Annotated in this window: 21 protein-coding genes; 7 read left to right on the top strand and 14 right to left on the bottom strand. The window is 40.3% G+C overall.

Annotated elements, in window-relative coordinates; genetic code table 11:
- Positions 1–192: 192 nt before the first annotated feature.
- The 10 genes from IE080_RS10270 to IE080_RS10225 form a co-directional block, all read right to left on the bottom strand.
- Positions 193–846: a lipoprotein signal peptidase gene (locus IE080_RS10270; RefSeq protein WP_189581706.1), complete on the bottom strand. Its 654-nt coding sequence runs from the start codon at positions 844–846 to the stop codon at positions 193–195.
- A gap of 73 nt (positions 847–919) precedes the next feature.
- Positions 920–4300 carry an isoleucine--tRNA ligase gene (ileS, locus tag IE080_RS10265; RefSeq protein WP_189581702.1) on the bottom strand — a complete coding sequence of 1127 codons (3381 nt, stop codon included), beginning with the start codon at positions 4298–4300 and terminating at the stop codon, positions 920–922.
- Between the two features lie 206 nt (positions 4301–4506).
- Positions 4507–4830, bottom strand: a complete 324-nt coding sequence (locus tag IE080_RS10260) for a hypothetical protein (protein WP_189581699.1) — start codon at positions 4828–4830, stop codon at positions 4507–4509.
- A 727-nt stretch (positions 4831–5557) separates the two neighbouring features.
- Complete coding sequence (locus IE080_RS10255) at positions 5558–6316, bottom strand: T9SS type A sorting domain-containing protein (protein ID WP_189581696.1); 759 nt, start codon at positions 6314–6316, stop codon at positions 5558–5560.
- Entirely contained in the window at positions 6317–6778 is a 462-nt protein-coding gene (locus IE080_RS10250; RefSeq protein WP_189581693.1) for a hypothetical protein, read from the bottom strand.
- A 319-nt stretch (positions 6779–7097) separates the two neighbouring features.
- On the bottom strand, positions 7098–7256 hold the full coding sequence (locus IE080_RS10245) for a hypothetical protein (protein ID WP_189581690.1): 159 nt from the start codon (positions 7254–7256) through the stop codon (positions 7098–7100).
- A 2-nt stretch (positions 7257–7258) separates the two neighbouring features.
- On the bottom strand, positions 7259–7567 hold the full coding sequence (locus tag IE080_RS10240; RefSeq protein WP_189581687.1) for a hypothetical protein: 309 nt from the start codon (positions 7565–7567) through the stop codon (positions 7259–7261).
- Positions 7564–8391 carry a hypothetical protein gene (locus IE080_RS10235; protein ID WP_189581685.1) on the bottom strand — a complete coding sequence of 276 codons (828 nt, stop codon included), beginning with the start codon at positions 8389–8391 and terminating at the stop codon, positions 7564–7566. Before IE080_RS10235 ends, IE080_RS10240 begins: the two co-directional genes overlap by 4 nt.
- A gap of 28 nt (positions 8392–8419) precedes the next feature.
- A complete protein-coding gene (locus IE080_RS10230) occupies positions 8420–8578 on the bottom strand; it encodes a hypothetical protein (RefSeq protein ID WP_189581682.1) in 159 nt (52 codons plus the stop codon).
- Positions 8579–9547: 969 nt separating this feature from the next.
- Positions 9548–9802 (bottom strand): hypothetical protein, encoded by a 255-nt coding sequence (locus tag IE080_RS10225; protein ID WP_189581679.1) that lies wholly within the window; start codon positions 9800–9802, stop codon positions 9548–9550.
- Between the two features lie 101 nt (positions 9803–9903).
- Here IE080_RS10225 and IE080_RS10220 point away from each other — a divergent pair, with 101 nt between their 5' ends.
- The 6 genes from IE080_RS10220 (at position 9904) to IE080_RS10195 (ending at position 16384) form a co-directional block, all read left to right on the top strand.
- Complete coding sequence (locus IE080_RS10220; RefSeq protein WP_189581676.1) at positions 9904–11055, top strand: ATP-binding protein; 1152 nt, start codon at positions 9904–9906, stop codon at positions 11053–11055.
- A 257-nt stretch (positions 11056–11312) separates the two neighbouring features.
- Positions 11313–11765 (top strand): DUF1569 domain-containing protein, encoded by a 453-nt coding sequence (locus IE080_RS10215; protein ID WP_189581674.1) that lies wholly within the window; start codon positions 11313–11315, stop codon positions 11763–11765.
- A gap of 1684 nt (positions 11766–13449) precedes the next feature.
- Positions 13450–14202 carry a hypothetical protein gene (locus tag IE080_RS10210; RefSeq protein ID WP_189581671.1) on the top strand — a complete coding sequence of 251 codons (753 nt, stop codon included), beginning with the start codon at positions 13450–13452 and terminating at the stop codon, positions 14200–14202.
- 7 nt (positions 14203–14209) lie between these two features.
- Positions 14210–14647: a hypothetical protein gene (locus IE080_RS10205; protein WP_189581668.1), complete on the top strand. Its 438-nt coding sequence runs from the start codon at positions 14210–14212 to the stop codon at positions 14645–14647.
- Positions 14648–14649: 2 nt separating this feature from the next.
- Positions 14650–15696 (top strand): sensor histidine kinase, encoded by a 1047-nt coding sequence (locus IE080_RS10200; RefSeq protein ID WP_189581666.1) that lies wholly within the window; start codon positions 14650–14652, stop codon positions 15694–15696.
- Position 15697: 1 nt separating this feature from the next.
- Positions 15698–16384, top strand: a complete 687-nt coding sequence (locus IE080_RS10195; protein WP_229800579.1) for a LytR/AlgR family response regulator transcription factor — start codon at positions 15698–15700, stop codon at positions 16382–16384.
- 126 nt (positions 16385–16510) lie between these two features.
- Here IE080_RS10195 and IE080_RS10190 read toward each other — a convergent pair whose 3' ends face one another.
- Genes IE080_RS10190 through IE080_RS10180 form a run of 3 tightly spaced genes read right to left on the bottom strand, consistent with a single transcriptional unit; the run spans position 16511 to position 18021 of the window.
- The gene (locus tag IE080_RS10190) at positions 16511–17200 is read right to left on the bottom strand and encodes a Spy/CpxP family protein refolding chaperone (protein WP_189581663.1); all 690 of its coding nucleotides are present in this window, start codon (positions 17198–17200) and stop codon (positions 16511–16513) included.
- 13 nt (positions 17201–17213) lie between these two features.
- On the bottom strand, positions 17214–17546 hold the full coding sequence (locus IE080_RS10185) for a hypothetical protein (RefSeq protein WP_189581661.1): 333 nt from the start codon (positions 17544–17546) through the stop codon (positions 17214–17216).
- Positions 17539–18021: an RNA polymerase sigma factor gene (locus IE080_RS10180; protein ID WP_189581659.1), complete on the bottom strand. Its 483-nt coding sequence runs from the start codon at positions 18019–18021 to the stop codon at positions 17539–17541. The genes IE080_RS10185 and IE080_RS10180 overlap by 8 nt, the downstream gene beginning before the upstream one ends.
- A 196-nt stretch (positions 18022–18217) precedes the next feature.
- Here IE080_RS10180 and IE080_RS10175 point away from each other — a divergent pair, with 196 nt between their 5' ends.
- Positions 18218–19114, top strand: a complete 897-nt coding sequence (locus tag IE080_RS10175; protein ID WP_189581656.1) for an alpha/beta hydrolase — start codon at positions 18218–18220, stop codon at positions 19112–19114.
- 84 nt (positions 19115–19198) lie between these two features.
- Here IE080_RS10175 and IE080_RS10170 read toward each other — a convergent pair whose 3' ends face one another.
- Entirely contained in the window at positions 19199–20800 is a 1602-nt protein-coding gene (locus IE080_RS10170; RefSeq protein WP_189581654.1) for a hypothetical protein, read from the bottom strand.
- Between the last annotated feature and the right edge of the window lie 34 nt (positions 20801–20834).

Here is a 20834-nt window from a genome sequence, read left to right as displayed (position 1 = left end):
TGTCTGCCGTAACAAATTCATCCTTCTCTCCTCATTCTTCATCCTTTCTATTTTCTTCATTTACCGATTTTCGGACGAGACTTTATTTCATCCTTCCTCCCTCATCCTTCATCCTTTCTATTTCATTTTTCTCGCTTCTCATCTCTTGCTCCTGCTTGCAGCAGGCAAGTCTAAACTCTCGCTTCTCGCCTCTCACCTCTCCTCTTCTCCCTCAATAAACTGTCGCTGAATCTCATCCTCTTGCTCAACTACCGCTGATTTTTGGTTCTCCTCCTCTTTGAAAAACCTACCTTGGAAAATTAAAATGATAGCTACTCCTACAAAAATGGAAGCATCTGCAATATTAAAAATCGGCCATAAGGCAGTATAACTACCACCCACGAATGGAATCCAAGTTGGCAGATAACCTTCCCAAATATCGATGTAAAACATGTCGATTACTTGTCCATGAAACCAAGGAGTTGGTGCATTAAAGGGCGCATTATTGAACCAAACACCGTAAAAAATACTGTCTATCAGGTTACCAATAGCCCCTCCCAAAATCATGGAGATACAGACGATATACAACGCATGCATTTTTTTCTCAATGATGCTGTAGAGGTAGTAGCCAATCCCAAACATCGCTACCAAACGGAAACTTGTCAACAATAGCTTACCGTATTCATGACCTATCTGCATACCAAAGGCCATGCCTGGATTGGTAGTGTAGTGCAATTTAAACCAATCTCCAAAGACTTTGATCTGTCCAGGTGTGCCAAAATCCATTTGGTAATGGACAATCAACTTCACCACTTGGTCAAGCACAATTACGAGTAAGGCTATGCCAAAATATTTTAAATACTTCATGGATTTCAATTGAAAGCTACAGATTTAAGGATTTTTTGCCAATCCCCCAATCTGTAGCCTTGATTTATTTGTGTTAAGCTTTGGTAACCTTTACCTGTAATTCGAAATCATCCATATCCAGTGCTATCGCACCCTCCACTTGGTCTCTGACTTCCAACGTCAAAGCTTGGGTTTCGGTTTGGATATAGCCAGCAAAGTTTTGAATCGCCGCGTCGGTGAGTGCTTCCTGTTTGCCTACTTGGATGTGAACCTTATCCTGCACTTCCAATCCCATGTCTTTTCGGAGATTCTGAACGCGGTTGACCAAATCTCTGGCAATCCCTTCCTGCTTCAATTCTTCAGTTAAGGTAATGTCCAATGCCACAGTCAAACCTTCGTCCGTAGCAACTGACCAACCTGGAATATCCTCGGAACTGATCAATACTTCTTCCAATAACAATTCGATCTCTTCTCCATCTGCAGGAACCATAATCTTGCCCTGCTTTTCGATGGTATTGATTTCTTCTTGTCCCCAGGATTTGATAGCCGCAACGACAAATCGCATTTTTGGTCCCAACTTTTTACCCAACACAGGTAAATTAGGCTTGGCATTCTTCACCAAGATACCGGAAGTATCGTCGATGTATTCTACCATCTTAATATTCACCTCAGACTTTATCAATTCCTCCACGTGCATGATCTGACGCTTGGTCTGCTCATTCAAGACAGGAATCATGATGCGCTGCAAAGGCTGTCGTACCTTGATGCCGATGTCTTTGTTTTTTCTCAAGGAATGTACCAAGGAACTGATGCGCTGTGCCATATCCATGCTGGCTTCCAATTCTTGATCAATCAAGTCACTTGCTACCGACTTCCAGTCCGTCAAATGAACCGACTCTAACGCATCGCTGGTGGATGCCGTCAGATTTTTGTACAACCAATCTGCATAGAAAGGCGCAAAAGAAGACATCAACTGTGTGATGCTCAATAAGCATTCGTACAAGGTCTCGTATGCTGCCTGCTTATCCTCATTCATCTCCCCTCTCCAGAATCGTTTCCTGGCTAGGCGAACGTACCAGTTGGACAAGTGATCCACGGTAAAGTTCATGATCGCACGGGTAGCTTTGGTGGCATCGTAATTGTCCATCGCACCTTCTACTTCTGCAATCAAGGACTGCAACTTGGAAATGATCCACTGATCCAATTCTGCACGCTTAGCTACAGGGATGGAGGCATTTGTGTCGTAGACAAAAGCATCCAAATTCGCATACAGCGCAAAGAAGTTATAGGTGTTTTGAAGCGTACCGAAGAATCTGCGCTGCACCTCCACGACACCATCCAAATTGAATTTCAAATTATCCCAAGGGTTGGCATTGCTGAGCATATACCAACGCAAAGCATCCGGTCCGTATTCTTTCAAGGTCTTGAACGGATCAATCGCATTGCCCAATCGCTTGGACATTTTGTTGCCGTTTTTATCCAACACCAGACCATTGGCAATCACATTTTTGAATGCTACCGAGTCAAAGAGCATTCCTGCAATCGCATGCAAGGTAAAGAACCAGCCTCTTGTTTGGTCCACACCTTCGGCGATGTAATCTGCTGGATAGTTGGCTTGGAAGATGTCTTGATTTTCGAATGGATAATGCCACTGCGCATACGGCATGGCACCCGAGTCAAACCAAACGTCAATCAAATCCGGCTCTCGGAACATTTTCTCTCCCGTAGAAGAAACCAAGACCACATCATCCACATAGGGCCTATGCAAGTCCATTTCTTTGCCTTCCCAAGGAGATTTTTCCATCACACCAGCAGCTATGGCTTTGTCCATCTCGGCTTGCAACTCCGGTACGGAACCAATGCACTTTTCTTCCAAACCATCTTCTGTTCTCCAGATCGGCAGGGGAGTTCCCCAGAATCGGGAACGGCTCAGGTTCCAATCCACGAGATTTTCCAACCAGTTTCCAAAACGACCCGTACCGGTAGCTTCAGGTTTCCAGTTAATGGTCTTGTTGAGGGCTACCAACTTATCCTTGTAGGCGGTAGTTTTGATAAACCAGCTTTCCAAAGGATAATACAAGATTGGCTTATCCGTTCTCCAGCAATGCGGGTAGCTGTGTTCGTATTTTTCGACCTTGAAGGCCTTGTTTTCATTCTTTAAAATGATGGAAATGATGACATCCGTATTCTTGTATTCCTTGTTGGATTCATCATCATTGGTGTAATTTTTTACAAAGAAATCATCCGGACCAAACTCCTTGTGGGCGCTGATTGCGTGTTCCTTCATTTTAGCAGCTAAATATGTGCCTACTACAGACAAAAATTTACCCTGCTTATCCACCACAGGAATTTCGTTGCCTGCTTCATCTTTTACAAAAACGCCCGGAATGTTATTTTGCACCAAGGTACGGAAGTCATCTGCACCAAAAGCTTTAGCCAAGTGAACGATACCCGTGCCATCTTCCGTAGTCACATAATCACCTACAACTACAGTAAAAGCAGGATAAGGAAGGTTCAATTCTGCAATTGGGAATAACTGTTCATATTCCAGCCCAAGTAAATCCTTTCCTTTGAACTCCTCCACGATTTGGTAAGGAATCAATTTGTCTCCGCCTTTAAAATCCTCCAATGCCAAATCTGCTGCCTTTGGGTTGAAATAGGCGCTCATTCTGGCTTTTGCCAAAATTGCAAACATCGGCTCGAAGGTATAGGGATTGAAGGTTTGGACCTTGACGTAATCCAGGTTTTCTCCCACTGCAAGGGCAGAGTTGGACGGTAAGGTCCAAGGAGTAGTCGTCCAAGCCAGGATATAGGTATTTTCCTGATTTTTGAGTTTAAACTGCGCCGTGATGGAGGTATCCTTCACATCCCGGTAGCAGCCCGGCTGATTGAGTTCGTGCGAACTCAGCCCTGTACCCGCAGCAGGAGAGTAGGGCTGAATGGTGTAGCCTTTGTACAACAAGTCTTTTTTGTACAATTGCTGCAAGAGGTACCACAGGGATTCGATATAGTTGGCCTCAAAGGTGATGTATGGATCATCCAAATCCACCCAATAGCCGATTTTTTCGGTCAGGTCATCCCATTCATTTTTGAAACGCATGACCGTCTCACGGCATTTGCGGTTGTATTCCTCTACGGTGATTTTCTTGCCGATATCTTCCTTGGTGATGCCCAATTCCTTTTCTACCTGCAATTCTACCGGCAAGCCGTGCGTATCCCATCCTCCTTTACGCTTTACTTGGAAGCCTTTCAAGGTTTTGTATCGACAAAAAATATCCTTCAAGGTACGGGCCATCACATGGTGAATGCCAGGCGTACCATTAGCAGAAGGTGGTCCTTCAAAAAAAGTGAAGGTTTCTGCCCCTTGTCGTTGGGTGACAGACTTGTTGAATATGTCGTTTTCTTTCCAGTATTGGAGGATACTTTCTCCTATCTGTGGATAATCTACTTGCTTAAACTCCTGGTATTTTTTCACAGTCTTCTATAGCTTGATGGGGATTGGCCCCAGGATAATTATAATTTAAACCCGCAAAGGATTGGACAAGCCTTTGACACAGCCGCAATTGGTGCAGTATAACACTCGAATGCGGGCACAAAGTTAAGAGATTTTACAGGATTGGAGAGAAATTATTGGGAATTGTGAGGAGAAGCGGTTGCAATAGAGAAAAATAAAGAAATTAATCAAAGCCCCCACAAGCTAACTCCAAATAACTCCTTGACTTTGGTTCTGTTTTTTAGAAATTCTTGGTAAACCAACGGATCATCCAAGACTAACCTTGTTCCGTTACAGAAATATTGAGATTGGTTGGTAGAACTCATTAAAGAAGATTGAAACTCTATGACTTCTTCTGAATTATACCTATAGAGAATAACAGCACTTTGTGGGATATTTTTTATTGATTCGAAACGTGTTTTGAACCATGGCATCTTTTCTAATGATTCAATATCTCCACATTTCATGCTTGTAATATCTTCTGAGTTATCCACACATGAAACTATTAGCATAATGATTGCAATTGAAATTACCTTTAAAAGTCTAATCTTTGGATATTTTTGATTATTTGAATTAAATTTTTCATACTTCATAAAACAAGGTGCCATAATTCAACTATATAAATCTTAGTATAATATCCAAATATCACAAATCCACAATATGCTTGACCTCAACAAGTTGGATAAAATTTTACTTTTCCAAGCCCCAAAAACCAAACATTATTCTAAAGCCTTAGGTCACCCCCCCCTTAAAAACAAACTAATTGATAAGCATTAATTCATTTTTCGGAATTAAAAACTTTTTTCATAGTTTTTTGAAAAAATTTTGGGTGCAATTTTTACTGGTTAGAAAAAAAAGCCTGCTTTTCCTGAGGTTGGCTAACGAACACAGATAAATAGGATTTTCAATCCTGTCTGTCTTTAAGGAAAAAGAATTACAAATTCTTTCTATCTATACTCGAAATTAAAAATTTCGAGTAGCGGCTCCTCGGCCTAAAAGGTAGGAATATCTTAGAAATGGGTACAGCACATTTCATGATGTAGCGAGTATGAATGCCGGGCCTGAAAGGCACGAATAGGGATTATTGACATTTAGCTGAGTCAAAAGAAATGTTTTATAGGTTGTAAGTTTAATTCTAAAGAAATTGACTTTAGGTGGAAGACATGCTTGAACCTATGGAGAAAAAATTAAAGGGGAACTACAACAGTTCCCCCTTCTTCTAAAAATTTGAATTAGACTTTAATCAATCAGAATTTGTTCTCTTATTAATTCCCCATCCACCATTACATGGATAAAGTAAACACCCTTTTTCAGGCTTCTGACATCGAAAACAATTTTTGAACCTTCCCTATAACCTTTGGCCATTTCCCTACCTTCTGAATTTAGCAAGGTGGCGGACTCAATAGCTGGTGCATCTTCCTTAGAAACATCTGCTGTGACAGGCATCATTTCTATATTTAAGATATCACTGGTAGGATTAGGATAAGCTACCATAGCAAAAGAGCTTGGGCACCCCCATGTCTGTCTCGTTAGGAAGAAATTGTAGTTGGCACCTTGTCCACAAGAATTGGAAGCCCTTGCGGAGATAGTAATGGACGACATGTGGGACGGAAAAGTAAAGTCCATCGTATTGTTTCCGATCCAATGAGGAACACCCGAAGGAACTGTCCAGGTGGCTGTTCCTACATTTCCACCGACAGGAGTGACATTTAGAAAATGGTTGCCCGGACATAAGGATACATTCTGACTTGGAAAAACAGGCTGATTGTTAACCCCCATATTGGTTATATGGGGCGTGCCGACCCATACCGTTCGGGAGGACGAAGCTGTACCACAACCATTGGTGATATTGGCAGTGATTGTTATTGGTCCATTATAATTGTTGAGACGTGTGGCTGATCCGGTGGAACTGTTAATGCTTAAGCCTGATGGATTAGATGATACCCACGAAACGGTGGAACCTGTCGGTAAAGTGCCCACAGAAAATCCACCTGTCATTTAATTCTTCGAAGCTTTAACTACAATCACCTGATTAAATAACCATTGCTTGATAAAGTCAGCCATATTAAAGTCTGCCCGACATCTATTAATTTGAAGTTCATGTTCTAAAGCTTTTCGATAGGTAACCTTGATTGGATAATTCTTTATCAAGGAATCGGGATAATATAAGAATTCAGGAAAGTAGGCTGAACCACCGGAATACCTGAATTCATGCTCCGGTATAGTGTAAAGCGGCCTATTTGGATTAAGCCCAACTGGCGCAGGCATTGTGAATTTCTTAGGGGAAAGGCTGTAAGTGGCAATGGTATCAGAAAAATCGTTGGAAATGATCACATAGCCAACCCTATACTGATGATTGATGGTACAGGGATTAAATCCAACTATAAAACCATCCATTTCAAATGTTTCAAAGTCCTCTTTTTCTACACAGGCCAATTGAATCAAAAAGACAAGTACCATAAACACGTATTTCAAGAAACGATTTTGGATATTTTTGATTATTTGAATTAAATTTTTCATACTTCATAAAACAAGGTGCCATAATTCAACTGTATAAATCTCAGTATAATATCCAAATATCACAAATCCACAATATGCTTGACCTCAACAAGTTGGATAAAATTTTACTTTTCCAAGCCCCAAAAACCAAACATTATTCTAAAGCCTTAGGTCACCCCCCCCTTAAAAACAAACTAATTGATAAGCATTAATTCATTTTTCGGAATTAAAAACTTTTTTCATAGTTTTTTGAAAAAATTTTGGGTGCAATTTTAACCACCTACTTCTTTCCAACAAACCGATAAGTAATCCCCAATTGAAGGGCAAGATTCCTATATCGGATTTCATCCTGAATATCATAAGTGATGGATGCAGCCAACGTATTGGTCCAATAGTCATGAGGATGGTCAGAACGGAGGTAGGTGGCTGAAAGGTTCATGGTTAGATTTTTAGATAATTTAGGCTCAGAAAAACCGAAGAAGTGAGATGATAGGTCAAGTGAAATCCAAGACTATAACCCAATTCGGCCTGCCCTCCTTCATTTTTGAGAAATCCCTGAAATCTCCTAGGACTAGAGCCTGATGGAACTGGTTCCAGCGATGGAGCGATAGAAATTGCATTGAATTGAGCAACCGGTACAGCCAATCCACCGGAAAAGCCTAATTCGATTTTTTCGAAGATTTTTGTTTGAGAAAAAGAAACAACTGAGATGATGAAAATTAGGATTATTGTTAAGAATATTTTTTTCATTTTGTTAGCTTGTAAGATATCCCACCTGATGCAGTAAATACTGTAAAATTTATTTCATCCTTAATTTCAAAATTTCGTGACCCCACTAGGGGCACAGTCCAATACTCGTGGCTATGGTCTGATGTTAAATATTTAAATTTAAGATTAATTCCGATTCTATTCGAGATGGATTTTTCTATTCCAACACCCAATCCGTATAGGAGTGCGGGTAACTTATCAGGGACAGAACGCTCTGCAAAAGAAGCAGGACGCAAAATTGTAATTGGCCCGGGGGAGTCAAATGTCCAAGTGTAAAATGGAAAAACCATATGATTAACTCCTACATATGCCTCGCCAAAAAAGGACCAGGCCCCTATGACTTTACGATAGCCAAAACCACCATACCAACCATTAGCTTGATAATTTTCTGATTCGAGCGAACCCAAAATCTGAAATTCATTCCCAAATGAATCCGCTCTGTCCTGTAAATTAGCTACAAAATAGTCCTCCTGCGGGCTAACATCTACTGGGTTTGTAAACCTTGAATAGTTAAGTGAGAAATAAAATGAGGGAGAAATAGTGTATGCTAGAGTTATACCTAAACTGGCTCCGGTTTGAGCCTGCCCTCCTTCCTTCTTTACAAATCCTCTAAATTCTCGATATGGATTTTCCTGATTAAAATTTTGATCCAAGGAGGGCTCAACGGATGAATTGGAAAATGCTCCTATAGGAATACTTGAGCCTACTTCAATTTCCAGCCGAAACTTATTTAGTAGTTCCTGTTGAGAAAAACAGGTAGTATTTACTAAATAATAAAATCCAAGAAGCAAATAAATCTTATTCATATTTTATCAATCTAGATTCCAAAATCCATCATGCCCGCAATTTTGGGCATTGATTTTTATTGCCAGGAAAACTAAAAATAAAATGAAAAGCAGCTTCTTTATAAAATAAAATTTTAACTAACTTACTAATAAAATATTTGTCATCAAACTGATTTCCAGCTTTTTTTGGAACAAAAATTACTTTCAAAATTTATCTCACCCAATGACTTGGGGAAATTTTCAAAATTGGTTAAAAATTAGACAATGACCCATGCAGAACGACTGATCATTGAAACGTATTCCGAGCTTTTGTGAAGTTTAAGCATAAAAAAAAATTAGCGCTTGTAGAACGTTTTACGAAATCTATAAGTAAAGTTGGAAAGTCTAAAGTAAAACGAATAATTACTTAATCATTTGGTTTAGATGATAATGAACTCATGTCCTACCTCAAGCCATTCCTCAATTTCAAAATAATGGACTCGGGATTGAATAAATCTGAAAATGATCCCGCTAACTCAGCTTTAGCTAGACAAAATTTATAAAACCACCTACCTCTTTCCAACAAACCGATAACCAATCCCCAATTGAAGGGCAAGATTCCTATATCGGATTTCATCCTGAATATCATAAATGATGGATGCAGCCAACGTATTGGTCCAATAGTCATGAGGATGGTCAGAACGGAGGTAGGTGCTTGCAAACCTTACCTCAATCCATTCCTCAATTTCAAAATTATAGACTCGGGATTGGGTGAATCTGCAAACTTGCCTGATAATTCTACATATACATCCTTATAGATTCCCTTAGCCCTCGGTATAAAGTACTTTGAAAAATAAATGGGGTAAATTTTTAATTCGCTCATGTCAAACGAAGTTACATGGTAGAACCCATCCTGTCCGCTTCGATAAATCAATAGACATTTGTTTTCATCTAGTAGCTCAACATTGATGATTCTATCTTCAGTAGTCAATGGAAGGACGCCTTGAAAAATCTTTTGTGTACTGCCTGGATTATAAAAGTAAAATCTCCTCTTTTCTTTGTCTATCAATACGATAGTAGCATCCTTAAAATGATGCCCTGTTGGGAATAGACCAAGGTGATATCAGGTCTATCTATCAAAGACCTGTACAAGGTGTCCTGCCTGAATGCATCAAATACCAACTCTTGCGCAAAAAGGCTATTTACGGTCAAAAATATGTTTAACAGTTGTAAACGAGTCATTCACCCGAGCTACCTTTTGTTGACTTCTATCCAAAATAAAATAGTCTCCCTCAAATTCTCTTACAGGTGCATCTATGGTGTAGACACCCAAGGATTCAAAAAGATCAATGCTGACATAGGTCAGACTCTTATCTGTACCTTCTGATGAAGGTTCATTTGTAGAACATGCAGAAATAATTAAGACAAAGACAAAATATACAATGTTACGCATCACACTTTCTAAATTTTAATCAACCCATCCTTTTTTCTTCTATCCAATTCAATAAAAATTTTATCCCTGCAATTTTAAAAATTATTTTTAAATTTGCAGGGATGATAGAGCGATTTATTTATACAGAATTTGAGTTTTCGGTATCCAATTTTCCGGTAACGGGAATTATTGGGCCAAGGCAGGTAGGAAAAACTACCCTAGCAAAAAACTTTGCTTACCAAAAACCTTTTGTTTATTTGGATTTAGAGAAGCTGTCAGACATCAACAAACTCAATGACCCCGAGCTATTCTTTAATTCTATCGCAGACCATACGGTAATACTGGATGAGATTCAACACAAACCCGAGTTATTTCCTTTGATACGATCATTGGTGGACGAACATCGTGTGCCAGGGAGATTTATAATTTTGGGTTCTGCATCTCCCGAACTGCTAAAGCAATCTTCCGAAAGCTTGGCTGGTAGGATAAATTATATGGAAATGTTTCCCCTTAACCTGCTAGAGTTGGACAACACCGTTTCGCAAGAAGATTTATGGGTTTATGGGGGATTTCCAGAACCGATTTTAAATGGAGGAAAAAAATTTATCCAACGCTGGTATAGGAGTTTCATCAATAGCTACATACAGCGGGACTTACCATCACTTGGACTTCCTGCCGACCCTAGTATTTCTAGACAATTGATGGTAATGATGGCTTCTATCAATGGCTCTACGCTTAACTACAGCATGTTGGCCAAGTCTCTTGGTCTTAGCATGCCCACTGTCAAAACCTACTTGAGCTATTTTGTCAATGCATTTCTAGTTACCGAACTTCCAGCTTGGTATGTAAATATTCGAAAGCGGCTGGTGAAATCTCCCAAGCTTTATTTGAGAGACAGTGGTATGTTACATTACCTACTGGGTATCAATGATAGAGATTCCCTTTTTGGAAATATCGCTGTTGGTGCTTCATGGGAATCATTTGTGATTCATCAGGTTCGGTCTGTGCTGCACATTGATGATGAAATCTATTACTACAGAACTCAAGATGGTGCTGAAATAGACCTTTTGATTCGTAGAGAGAACCGATGGTTTGCAGCAGCGGAGATCAAGCTTAGTCTTTCTCCCAAACTGACCAAGGGAAGTTATCTTGCTATGGATGACCTTGGGATTACTAAGCTATTTGTCATAACACCTGGAGAAAGCCGATACTTCTATGAATCAACTATTGAAGTCGTCGGATTGAAGGATTTTCTTTTGGTAATAACAAATTAATCTTCAATTATTAGATTTTGCACACTTTTGAGACGCTTAGGCAAAAAGAATTTCAACGCCCCACGGAATTGCCTGTCAACTATCTAATATTCAGCTTTTCAACAAAACTTTCTCCGTAATCGAAGAATTCATTAAATTTAACGATTATAATCGCTGATTTTATATAATTTTTGCGATTTCAGGAGGGTAGGATAGAAATATCATAAAAATTGGTAGCTTTAAAGTTGCCATTACATTTCCCAAAACCACCTTCTCAAATGAAAAAATCTATCCTCCACCCAGACCATCGCCAAGAACTACTAGACAGAGTTGTCAAGCTTGAAGCAGGAGACCAAGGGCATTGGGGAAGTATGCAGGTGGAGGAGATGCTGGCACATGCTCGGGAGGTAGCGGCGGCGGTATTGAAATCGCCCAAACCTGAGAAGAAAGCAAACTTCAAGCAGGTGCTAGGCAAATACTACTTTTTTTATTTCAAAAAAGAATTTCCCAAGCTGGTCAAAGGACCTAAGCGCTTTGATATGAAAGGGAAAGTGGATCAGGGAAAATTTCAAGAAGAAAAGCAAGGCTTACTCGATACCCTACAAGCCTTCGGGAGCATCAGCCACCAACTCCAAGGCTTTCATCCCTTCTTTGGACCGCTCAGTCACAAGGAGTGGGGGATACTGGTTTGGAAACATACCGATCATCATTTGAGGCAATTCGGAGTGTAGGGGGTTCTCGCGGAAGGCGCGGAAGACACGGAAAAATAGAAAGGAAAATTCAGGGTTGATTTGGGGGAGGAGACTTCCTTGGATTATGGAACAAAAGGGGCGTAGCCATGTGATCTTCGTAGAAAGGTCAACATCCGAAGACCTTTCAGGGGCGTAGCCCTGTGATCTTCGTAGCAAGAATGGAGGTTTGGAATAAGAGGGGCGCTAGCCCTGATATCTTGAGGGGCATCCGGGTGATTTTTTTTGACACCGATTGGAAATAGGATTATCACAGATTGTCACAGATATTTTTTGCTATCGCAAAGTTGGAGCTAGCTCGCAGAAGGCGCGGAAGACACGGAAAAATTGGAAGGAAAATTCAGGATTGTTTTTGGGGAGGAAGCATCCTTGGAGTATGTAACGAAAGGGGCGTAGCCCTGTGATCTTCGTAGAAATATTAACATCTGATGACCTTTCAGGGGCGTTAGCCCTGTGATCTTCGTAGTAAGCATTGAACGTTAGCAATTAGAGGGGCGTAGCCCTGATGTTTTAACTATTTCCGGATTGGTTTTTTGACAAAGATTGGGAATGTGATGATCGCGGATTGAAACAGATAGGTTTGTTGTCGCAAAGTGGGGGTTGGCTCGCGGAAAGCGCTGAAGACGCGGAAAAATTGGAAGGAAAATTCAGGATTGATTTCAGGGAAGAAGCGTCCTTGGAGCATGGAACAAAAGGGGCGTAGCCCTGATATCCTCGTAGAAATATTAACATCTGATGACCTTTCAGGGGCGTAGCCCTGTGATCTTCGTAGCAAGAATGAAGGTTTGGAATAAGAGGGGCGATAGCCCTGATATCTTAAGGGCCATCCGGGTGATTTTTTGGACACAGATTGGAAATGGGATTATTGCAGATTTACACAGATAGGTTTGCTGACGCAAAGTGGGGGTTGGCTCGCGGAAGGCGCGGAAGACACGGAAAATAGGAAGAAAAATTTAGGATTGATTTTAGAAAGGATACATGCTTAGTGGAAGTATCAAAAGGGGCGTAGCCCTGATTTCTTCGTAGCAAGAACGAAGGTTTGGAATAAGAGGGGCGATAGCCCTGATATCTTGAGGGCCATCCGGGTGATTTTTTGGACACAGATTGGAAATAGGATTATCGCAGATTTACACAGATAAGTTTGCTGTCGCAAAGTGGGGGTGGCTCGCGGAAGGCACGGAAGGCACTAAAAAATGAAAGGAAAAGTCGGGGAAGATTTTGGGGGTTGAAAACATGCATAGTGGAAGCATCAAAAGGGGTGTAGCCCTGATATCTTCGTAGAAAGAATAGAGGGTTGGAATAAAAGGGGCGATAGCCCTGGTATCTTAATCTTTGGTAACAATCGCCGGTTTCCTTCATAAAAGTGTGTAATTGAACATTTTTTTCCCTTTGAAAAAGTGTGGCAAGCTACATTTTAATGAAGAAAAAGTAATAATGGCATTTGGAAAGTTGAAAATTTTATGCCGATGTCAAAGAAAACCTACTAAAATAAATTTGATTTAAAACCCATATCAATCCAATACAGCTCAATTTGAAGATACATACCTAAATCCAAAGAAAAATCATTTTTTTAGGTTTTCAGCTCAAGTTTTGGGGGCTTTATCACCTTTTCTTGTTCCGGTTTTTAAATTTATTTTCATTTGTTCTCATACCAACTTGAAAAGCTATGATTCGATTATTAATTATATCTGACTTAATACTATTGATGGTCTTAATTTCCAGTATTGCCTGTGGGCAAGTGATTGATTTAGATGAAGAGCAGGAATCATTAACTCAAGATAAATTTGAAAAAAGCACCATGTACTATATAAGTCCGGGAGATTTTGGATATCAATTAGGTTTGAGAAATATGTATAACTTGATCGAAAGCTCTTTGGAAATAGAGCCAAATGACTTTTCAAGATTCGTAGGATTTGGAATGGGGTTGAAAAGGAAGGCCATGTACTATAATTTTTATGCAGCTTTCCAACCATTTACCAGTCCTATAGTCAAAACTTCAGGAACTCTTCGAACAGTTGCTGATTTTTCTACGGTTTTTGCTGAAATCACCGCAGGCAGGGCAATAATTTCAACTGACCGACATAACGTTGTTTTAAAGGGTGGTTTAGGCCTTTTTGGTAATGAGATACAGGTAAGACGATTTACCACTGACAGTTTTGATCTAAATAGAATTGGAATTGGGCAAGGGACTGCGTGGCCTTTATTGGAGCACTATTCAGGTACTTATGATATCGCTTTGGAGCTTATCCCCCATCCTGTCAGGACCTTGGCAGTAATGGCAAGTTTTCAATTGGGGTATAAAGGCAGTATTGGTTCACCCAATTGGATGAGTCCAGATGCATTTTTGTTCAATAGTATTTCAGATAGGATTAGCATGGTTTATTTGAGAATGTCATTGGTAATTTCCAGACAATATTGATACGGTCATGTTAGGGTTTTTGATCACACTTTTGCTTTTTCCATCTGATTTTGTTTTTTCTAATGAAAAGCTAATCAGACAAAATCAGGAAGAATATGCATCTATTGTTATATATGTTAAGTCAGGAAGACAACTGGCTGTTATAGATATATTGTTTGATGATGTTCCAGTAATTTCAACCTTGCCCAAAAACACATATTTTTTAATAAAGCATCGTCCAGGAAAAGTGTCTTTGAAAACAAAAGGAAGGATGTGGCGCAATTTAATTGAAGAAAGAGATTATAGCCTTACTTTGGAGGCTGGGAATACTTATTACCTTGAAGCAAAAATGGAGTATCAAGTTTTGATGACATCGCTTCATCTTGTTCGAAAATCTTCCCAGGTTGGTGCCAAAGAAACAAATAATATGAGAGGTGAAATTATAGACCTCACAAAGAGCAATTAGTAATGGAGAATAAAGGATTGGCTGTGAAAATAATTATGCCGGTAGGAATACTCTTGTTTCTTGGAGTACTGGCATACTGGCTGTTCCGGATTTTTCAGCTCATCCAAGTGGAGATGTCCACCGGGGAAGAGAACTATTTCGGAAACCTACAGGTGTTTCTTCTTAGCTGGTTAGCCGTTTTCTTTTTGGTCAATTTTCTGGCTTGGGCCAATTTTAAATTTCTCTTCCTGAATTGGAAAGAAGGAAACATACCTTGGTATTTGTTTTGGGGACTTGAGCTTTTGCTGTTAATGGTGTTTTTCGAATTTCTACAATGGACGGTCATGTATGAGGAAGAGATTTTGAAAGATAACCTGATCCTCACAGGGGTTATCGCACTTTATTTTCTTGCCATTACTTGGTTTTTTGACTTGATGTATACTAGGAGAAAACAGGCCGAACTGATACAGCAGAAAGAAAAGGCTGAGCTGAACCTTTTGCAGTCACAGCTCAATCCCCACTTCCTTTTCAATGCCCTGAATTCGACTTACAGTTCCGCAATCCAGGAAGAAAGTCCGCATACCGCCGCTCAGATTCTTCAGCTTTCGGACTTAATGAGGTTCGCTTTGGAAAAATCCAAGAAGGATTTTATCAGCATAGAGGAAGAACTTGATTTTGTGGATAAGTACATCAGGATTCAGAAAAATAGGTTTGGAAGTACGGGAGAAGAGTTAATGGATATAGAGATCAATTGGGATGGTTTTCCTGTGGATATCAGTCCCATGCTGGTACAGCCATTTTTGGAAAATGCATTCAAATTTTCTGAATTTGGTCCGGGTAATCAGAATGGTAAAATCTTTGTCAGGATCTCGGTGGAAGAAGGGGAGTTATCCATTCATATTGAAAATACTTACCTTAAAGGACAGCTTAGGGTTAATAAAGGCACTGGAAATGGAATTGACCTGGTCAAAAAGAGGCTGAAGAGCCTGTACCCGGGAAAACACAGTCTGGCAGTAAAGGATACCGGAAGGGTGTTCACAGTTTTGATGAAAATAAATTTAAAAAAATGACATGTTGATAAATGCTATTGCGATAGACGACGAACTTCCAGCTATAGGAATCATCAAGAGCTATGTGGATAAAGTCCCTTTTATCCGATTGGTCGAGAGTTTTACCGATCCAAAGGAAGGATTGGAGTATATTTATTCCCATCAGCCCGACCTGGTATTTTTGGATATCAATATGCCAGGAATAAAGGGTACTGAGCTGGCCAAGATCATTCAGCCATTTGGTAAAAGTTTTATTTTTACGACGGCCTATTCCGAGTTTGCCCTTCAGGGCTATGAATTGCAGGCCTTGGACTATCTATTGAAGCCCTTCTCTTTCGAAAGGTTCCTGACTTCACTCAACCGGGCTTATCAGGAAATTGTGAGGAAAAAAGGGGAAGAGACCAGTGTTTTCTTTAAAGACAGTTATGATTGGATCAGGGTGAATATCAGCGAGCTTAAGTATGTCAAATCCGATGGTAATCTCTTGTTTATCCACACTAAAACCGGGAGTCTTAGTACGAGGATGACCATGCAGGAATTGATTGCCATACTCCCATCAGATACCTTCATGAGGATTCACAAATCTTGGGTTGTCAATCTCAATGCAATAGAGAAACTGGAAAAGCATCAGGTCTGGATTGAGGGGGATGCGGTTCCTTTGGCCAATAATTACAGGGAAATGGTGGAAAAGAGACTATTGAGAAAATGATAATCATATCATTGATAAAATCTCGCTGTTTCATATTGCTTCGCAAAAGATTTATTAGTGAAGACCATTGAGGGTTGATACTTAATATACCTTATTCCTTTGTGCCTCCGTGCCTTTGTGGCCTCCTTATTCAAAGTTAAATTTTGCTTCTTTTTTCAACTCCACAATCACCACTCCATTTTTTCCTTCTTCTCCATAAAGCTCCCAAGCCGAACTGCCTTTGATAACCGAGACACTATTGATATTGGTTGGATCTAGACCTTCAATAGACGAAACTTTCTTCTCTTTACCTCCAAAACGCACGACATATAAAGGTTGATTTTCATTGGCTGATGAAATGTAGACCGTACTCTTTCTTGTCTGAGCAGCAGATTTTTTGGTACCCTCCACCACAACTCCACGCATACTTGTTGTAGACTTCGGTACTTTGTTAAGAATATTTAATTCAGCCTGCTGGCTTTCTGTGAGTTCATTTTTGATCGCTACCAGCGTTTTGAATTGCTTCTTTTTCAGCTGATTTTCTAGAGCTAGGATGCGCTCCAACTGTTTTTCTACAGCAGCCTCATCCACTTTGGTAGCTGCAAGCATAATTTTCAATTGGGCATTTGCATCATCCAAATCCCATTTTAAATTCCTAAAATTACCCGCTTCCGAACTATGAATTGCCTTGATCTTTTCGGCCTGTTTATCTGTCAGGCCAATGAGCGAGCGGTTACTCATCACCAAATCTGCAGAATACAGATTTTCTTTAAATACATCCTGCGCATGGCTTTGAGCAATGATCAGAAAAAGGGCTACCGCGATTACATATTTCATAGATTCGATTGTTTTAAAATTCGGTTAATAAGGAACTACTCGGTGCTTCCCATACATCAAGCGTGGAAGTCGTCTCAATGATGAATTCTTGCTCTTGGTTGGCATGTTCGATTAATTGGATGATAATGAGGTCTTTTTCCAAGCCAGTTTCCATAGTTGAAGGTTTGAGTAAGAAAAACCCAATCACAAGTACTGCTGCCATCCCAAAGGGGAACAGTTTCCAAGGATTCAAGCGATGCTGTTGACAGATGTCGATATGGGGAATGACCAAATCCTCGTCTTTTTTCTTCCATTCCGAAAAAAAACGCTTCAATTCATCATCTTCCGGTAGGATGCGATTATTCATATGCTTTCTTTTCTAAAATCCATGTTTTAAGACTTTTCTTTGCTCGATCATAATGGGTGCGCACAGTACCAATGTGCAATCCCATCACCTCAGCTGCTTTTTCCAGAGTAAGTTCATGGTAAAATACCAGCGTCAACACTTCCCGTTGTTGGGCGGGAAGCCGGAGCATCAATTGCTCATGATTCAATTGAGTTTCTTCGATTTCTTCTGCAACGATGTCCATTCCATCTTCCAACATTTGCATGGGTATATCCTTTCGATTATGCTCCCATGCAGTGTATCGGATAAGGGAGAAAAGCCAGGTTTTTACAGAAGAATGTCCATTAAACACCGCTTTCCCTTCCAGAATTTTCAGGTATACCTGTTGCAACACATCTTGGGCTCTAGCATCCTGAAAATGGCAACATTGTCTTGCCCATCGGTAGGCATCGGCATGCTGTTCTTTGATCAGTGTTTCCAGTTGCTTGGGCTTCATATACCTCTTAGTGAAGAAATCGAGAGATTATATGACAAGGTGAAAAAGATTTTTTAAAAATTTGGTTTAAGTCAAATCAAAATTCAATTCGAGGTATTTTGGAAACGATTCCGTGGAATATTCGCATCGCTTAAGAAAAATGATATTTTACAGAGTAACTTAGAAATATCTCTAACCCAAATAATCCCATAGACAAATGAAAGCAATAATTGTTGTTTCAATACTTATAGGTTACTCTACTATTTGCTTCGCCCAAAGGACAGAAACTATCAGGCTTTGGGATAGAAAAGCACCATTTACAACTATTCAAGTCGAGGAAGACATTTACAACGAACGCAATTATGTACAGACAGTAGCTCATCCAGAAGTTACTGTTTATTTCCCCAACGAAAATACTGCCAATGGAAGAGCACTATTGGTAATCCCAGGCGGTGGCTATGCTAATTTGGCCTTCAATCATGAAGGAAATCACATCGGAAAATTTTACAGCGAACATGGCTATGTGGTCGCAGTCCTCAAATACCGCTTGCCAGACCCTTCTTACATGGATGAACCCTGGATTGTACCTCTGACAGATGCTCAACAAGCGATCAAAGTTATACGCAGGAATGCTGAAAACTGGAAAATAGACCCAGAGAAGGTTGGTGTAGTGGGATTTTCTGCGGGAGGTCATTTGGCTTCTTCCTTGGCCGTACACGGAAGCAAAGAAGAAGGTACTCACCCAAACTTTAACATTCTGATTTATCCCGTCATCACCATGGACGACGGCTTAGCCCATCAAGGCTCGCGTACACGGCTTCTGAGAAGCAAATTGGGTAGCGAGTGGGAAGTTTTCCACTCCAACGAAAAACACGTAAATGCGAGCACTCCTCCTGCATTTATGGTACACAGTTGGGACGATCAATCTGTAGTAGTAGAAAACTCTATAATCTATGCGAAAGCCTTAGCTTCCCATGGCACTAAAGTAGAACTTCATCTATTCGAAAAAGGAGGACACGGATTCGGCATGGGTAAAGCAGATGTACATGGTACTGTTGCACAATGGCCTAAATTGAGTTTGGCTTGGATGGAGGAATTCTTTAAAACCAATTGACCTTCAAGCAATACGAAAAGAGAATAGCCCCATTTCTTAAAAAAAGGAAGGGGCTAAACTTTTTTACTTGCACCAACAAAATAATTATTGCTGAATCACCTCCACATTTCTGAACATAAAGGAATTGTCACTTACCCTCAAGGGCATCCCGCTTGTAGTTGAAACTCCACTTACTACAACTTTCTTGGTAAGATTGTAGGGATATTTTTCATGAAAAGAACTGTCGGTAAAATCCCTGTTGAAGTTGGTAAAGATAGCTGGGCCCTGGTAGCCCGCTGGATGTGCCCGATCGTCAATGTGCAAGTTTTCGATGATAATTTTTTCGGGCATAAAGCAGGTATATCCAAAGTCATGCTGACCAGAATTGGCACCTCCAAAAAGACTGGCATTCGCAGGCCGACCTGCATCAGGCACAAATACTGTGTTTTTTATGTGCATTTCCCCTTCCCAAGTGCTACCATAATCCTGCCGCAAATTGATCAGGCTCCGGGCATTTACAGTGGAGTTTTCCAATAGAAAAACTCCACTGCCTATTGCATTGATTCCTTGATGGCCCAACGTTGAATTACGGATGGTAGCATTGTATACACCCATATGGGCATCGAAACGGGAAAAAACACAATTATCCAATACTAAGTTTTTGCTGTAATTGGAAGCCATGAGACCCCAATAGGTGCGATCATTGATATCATTGCTCTGGGTACAATTGATAAGAGAAACATGAAGCGCCCGATTGATCGTGACATCATATGTTCCTTTACCAACCTCTACCCCACCTGTACCCATCACCCTAAAAACCTTGTGACCGGTAAAAACGGAATTTTTTATTGTAACAAAAGCAGCTTCAGCAATATTTACAAAACCTGAATAGGGGGCTCCCTGATCGCTTTCCCCTTCAATGAAATGTCTGATTCCATCTATCTCCACATGGGAGCGGCGAATGGCAATTCCTCGATTGAAATAAGGATGACTTGCCTCCAAATTATTTGCTAGGGTTGTAAAAGTTCCGCCCCGAATTTTTAGCAATTTTTCATCTATCGGCATTGCTTTTATGCTGCTGATGGCATCAAAATCCCAGATAATAGGTGTATCTTCTCGCAACATCCCCTCCTTATCCACCAAAAAAATATCTTTTTTTTGATATCCATTATTCTGATTACCTCCATATCGGATATATTGGCGAACACTGCTATCAGTCACAGTTACGATACTTGGACCGGAGAAATTTGCTGATATCTGTGTCTGAAATCTTTTGAGCGATGAAACTCCAGGGATATCAACAGCTTTTTGTTCGGATTTAACGAGGAAGATAAAACTCCGGTGGTCCTCCACGTTCCTATCGTCAATGATAAATTTGGCTGTTCCAAAATCGGTGTCTGTCTGAATAATGGCCGTCAAATTTTTGCCTCCTATATAATACTCAGCTCCATCTTCTGCTTGCACAGGCAAGCCTTCTTGATTGGCAAAGGTATGTGCTCGGACTATAGCAGGCAAATCATCTGTTTTCCCATCTCCAACAGCTCCAAAGTCACGGTAATTGACCACTCCTTTTTCTAAAATTTTGATATAATCAATAGCTGATTCAGGCCTAAACAGATGCTCTCTTGTATCCTTATGAAGTATATCATAGGTATTTAAGAGACTCACTAAAAGTAATCCTGCTAATAAGGACAAAAGATGCTTCATGGTTAATGGGTTTGGGTTTAGCTAACGTACCATA

It is taken from the genome of Mongoliitalea lutea, from assembly GCF_014652135.1.
In the GTDB taxonomy this organism is placed as follows: domain Bacteria; phylum Bacteroidota; class Bacteroidia; order Cytophagales; family Cyclobacteriaceae; genus Mongoliitalea; species Mongoliitalea lutea.
The sequence above is the reverse complement of the archived record's forward strand: the minus strand, read 5'-3'. Positions and strand labels throughout refer to the sequence as shown.

What these genes read in the sequence shown, in the direction of transcription:
- IE080_RS10270 (WP_189581706.1), bottom strand. Translation starts at nt 846, where the DNA reads ATGAAGTATTTAAAATATTTTGGCATAGCCTTACTCGTAATTGTGCTT.
- IE080_RS10260 (WP_189581699.1), bottom strand. Translation starts at nt 4,830, where the DNA reads ATGCTAATAGTTTCATGTGTGGATAACTCAGAAGATATTACAAGCATG.
- IE080_RS10255 (WP_189581696.1), bottom strand. Translation starts at nt 6,316, where the DNA reads ATGACAGGTGGATTTTCTGTGGGCACTTTACCGACAGGTTCCACCGTT.
- IE080_RS10250 (WP_189581693.1), bottom strand. Translation starts at nt 6,778, where the DNA reads ATGGTACTTGTCTTTTTGATTCAATTGGCCTGTGTAGAAAAAGAGGAC.
- IE080_RS10245 (WP_189581690.1), bottom strand. Translation starts at nt 7,256, where the DNA reads ATGAACCTTTCAGCCACCTACCTCCGTTCTGACCATCCTCATGACTAT.
- IE080_RS10240 (WP_189581687.1), bottom strand. Translation starts at nt 7,567, where the DNA reads ATGAAAAAAATATTCTTAACAATAATCCTAATTTTCATCATCTCAGTT.
- IE080_RS10235 (WP_189581685.1), bottom strand. Translation starts at nt 8,391, where the DNA reads ATGAATAAGATTTATTTGCTTCTTGGATTTTATTATTTAGTAAATACT.
- IE080_RS10225 (WP_189581679.1), bottom strand. Translation starts at nt 9,802, where the DNA reads ATGCGTAACATTGTATATTTTGTCTTTGTCTTAATTATTTCTGCATGT.
- IE080_RS10220 (WP_189581676.1), top strand. Translation starts at nt 9,904, where the DNA reads ATGATAGAGCGATTTATTTATACAGAATTTGAGTTTTCGGTATCCAAT.
- IE080_RS10215 (WP_189581674.1), top strand. Translation starts at nt 11,313, where the DNA reads ATGAAAAAATCTATCCTCCACCCAGACCATCGCCAAGAACTACTAGAC.
- IE080_RS10210 (WP_189581671.1), top strand. Translation starts at nt 13,450, where the DNA reads ATGATTCGATTATTAATTATATCTGACTTAATACTATTGATGGTCTTA.
- IE080_RS10205 (WP_189581668.1), top strand. Translation starts at nt 14,210, where the DNA reads ATGTTAGGGTTTTTGATCACACTTTTGCTTTTTCCATCTGATTTTGTT.
- IE080_RS10200 (WP_189581666.1), top strand. Translation starts at nt 14,650, where the DNA reads ATGGAGAATAAAGGATTGGCTGTGAAAATAATTATGCCGGTAGGAATA.
- IE080_RS10195 (WP_229800579.1), top strand. Translation starts at nt 15,698, where the DNA reads ATGTTGATAAATGCTATTGCGATAGACGACGAACTTCCAGCTATAGGA.
- IE080_RS10190 (WP_189581663.1), bottom strand. Translation starts at nt 17,200, where the DNA reads ATGAAATATGTAATCGCGGTAGCCCTTTTTCTGATCATTGCTCAAAGC.
- IE080_RS10185 (WP_189581661.1), bottom strand. Translation starts at nt 17,546, where the DNA reads ATGAATAATCGCATCCTACCGGAAGATGATGAATTGAAGCGTTTTTTT.
- IE080_RS10180 (WP_189581659.1), bottom strand. Translation starts at nt 18,021, where the DNA reads ATGAAGCCCAAGCAACTGGAAACACTGATCAAAGAACAGCATGCCGAT.
- IE080_RS10175 (WP_189581656.1), top strand. Translation starts at nt 18,218, where the DNA reads ATGAAAGCAATAATTGTTGTTTCAATACTTATAGGTTACTCTACTATT.
- IE080_RS10170 (WP_189581654.1), bottom strand. Translation starts at nt 20,800, where the DNA reads ATGAAGCATCTTTTGTCCTTATTAGCAGGATTACTTTTAGTGAGTCTC.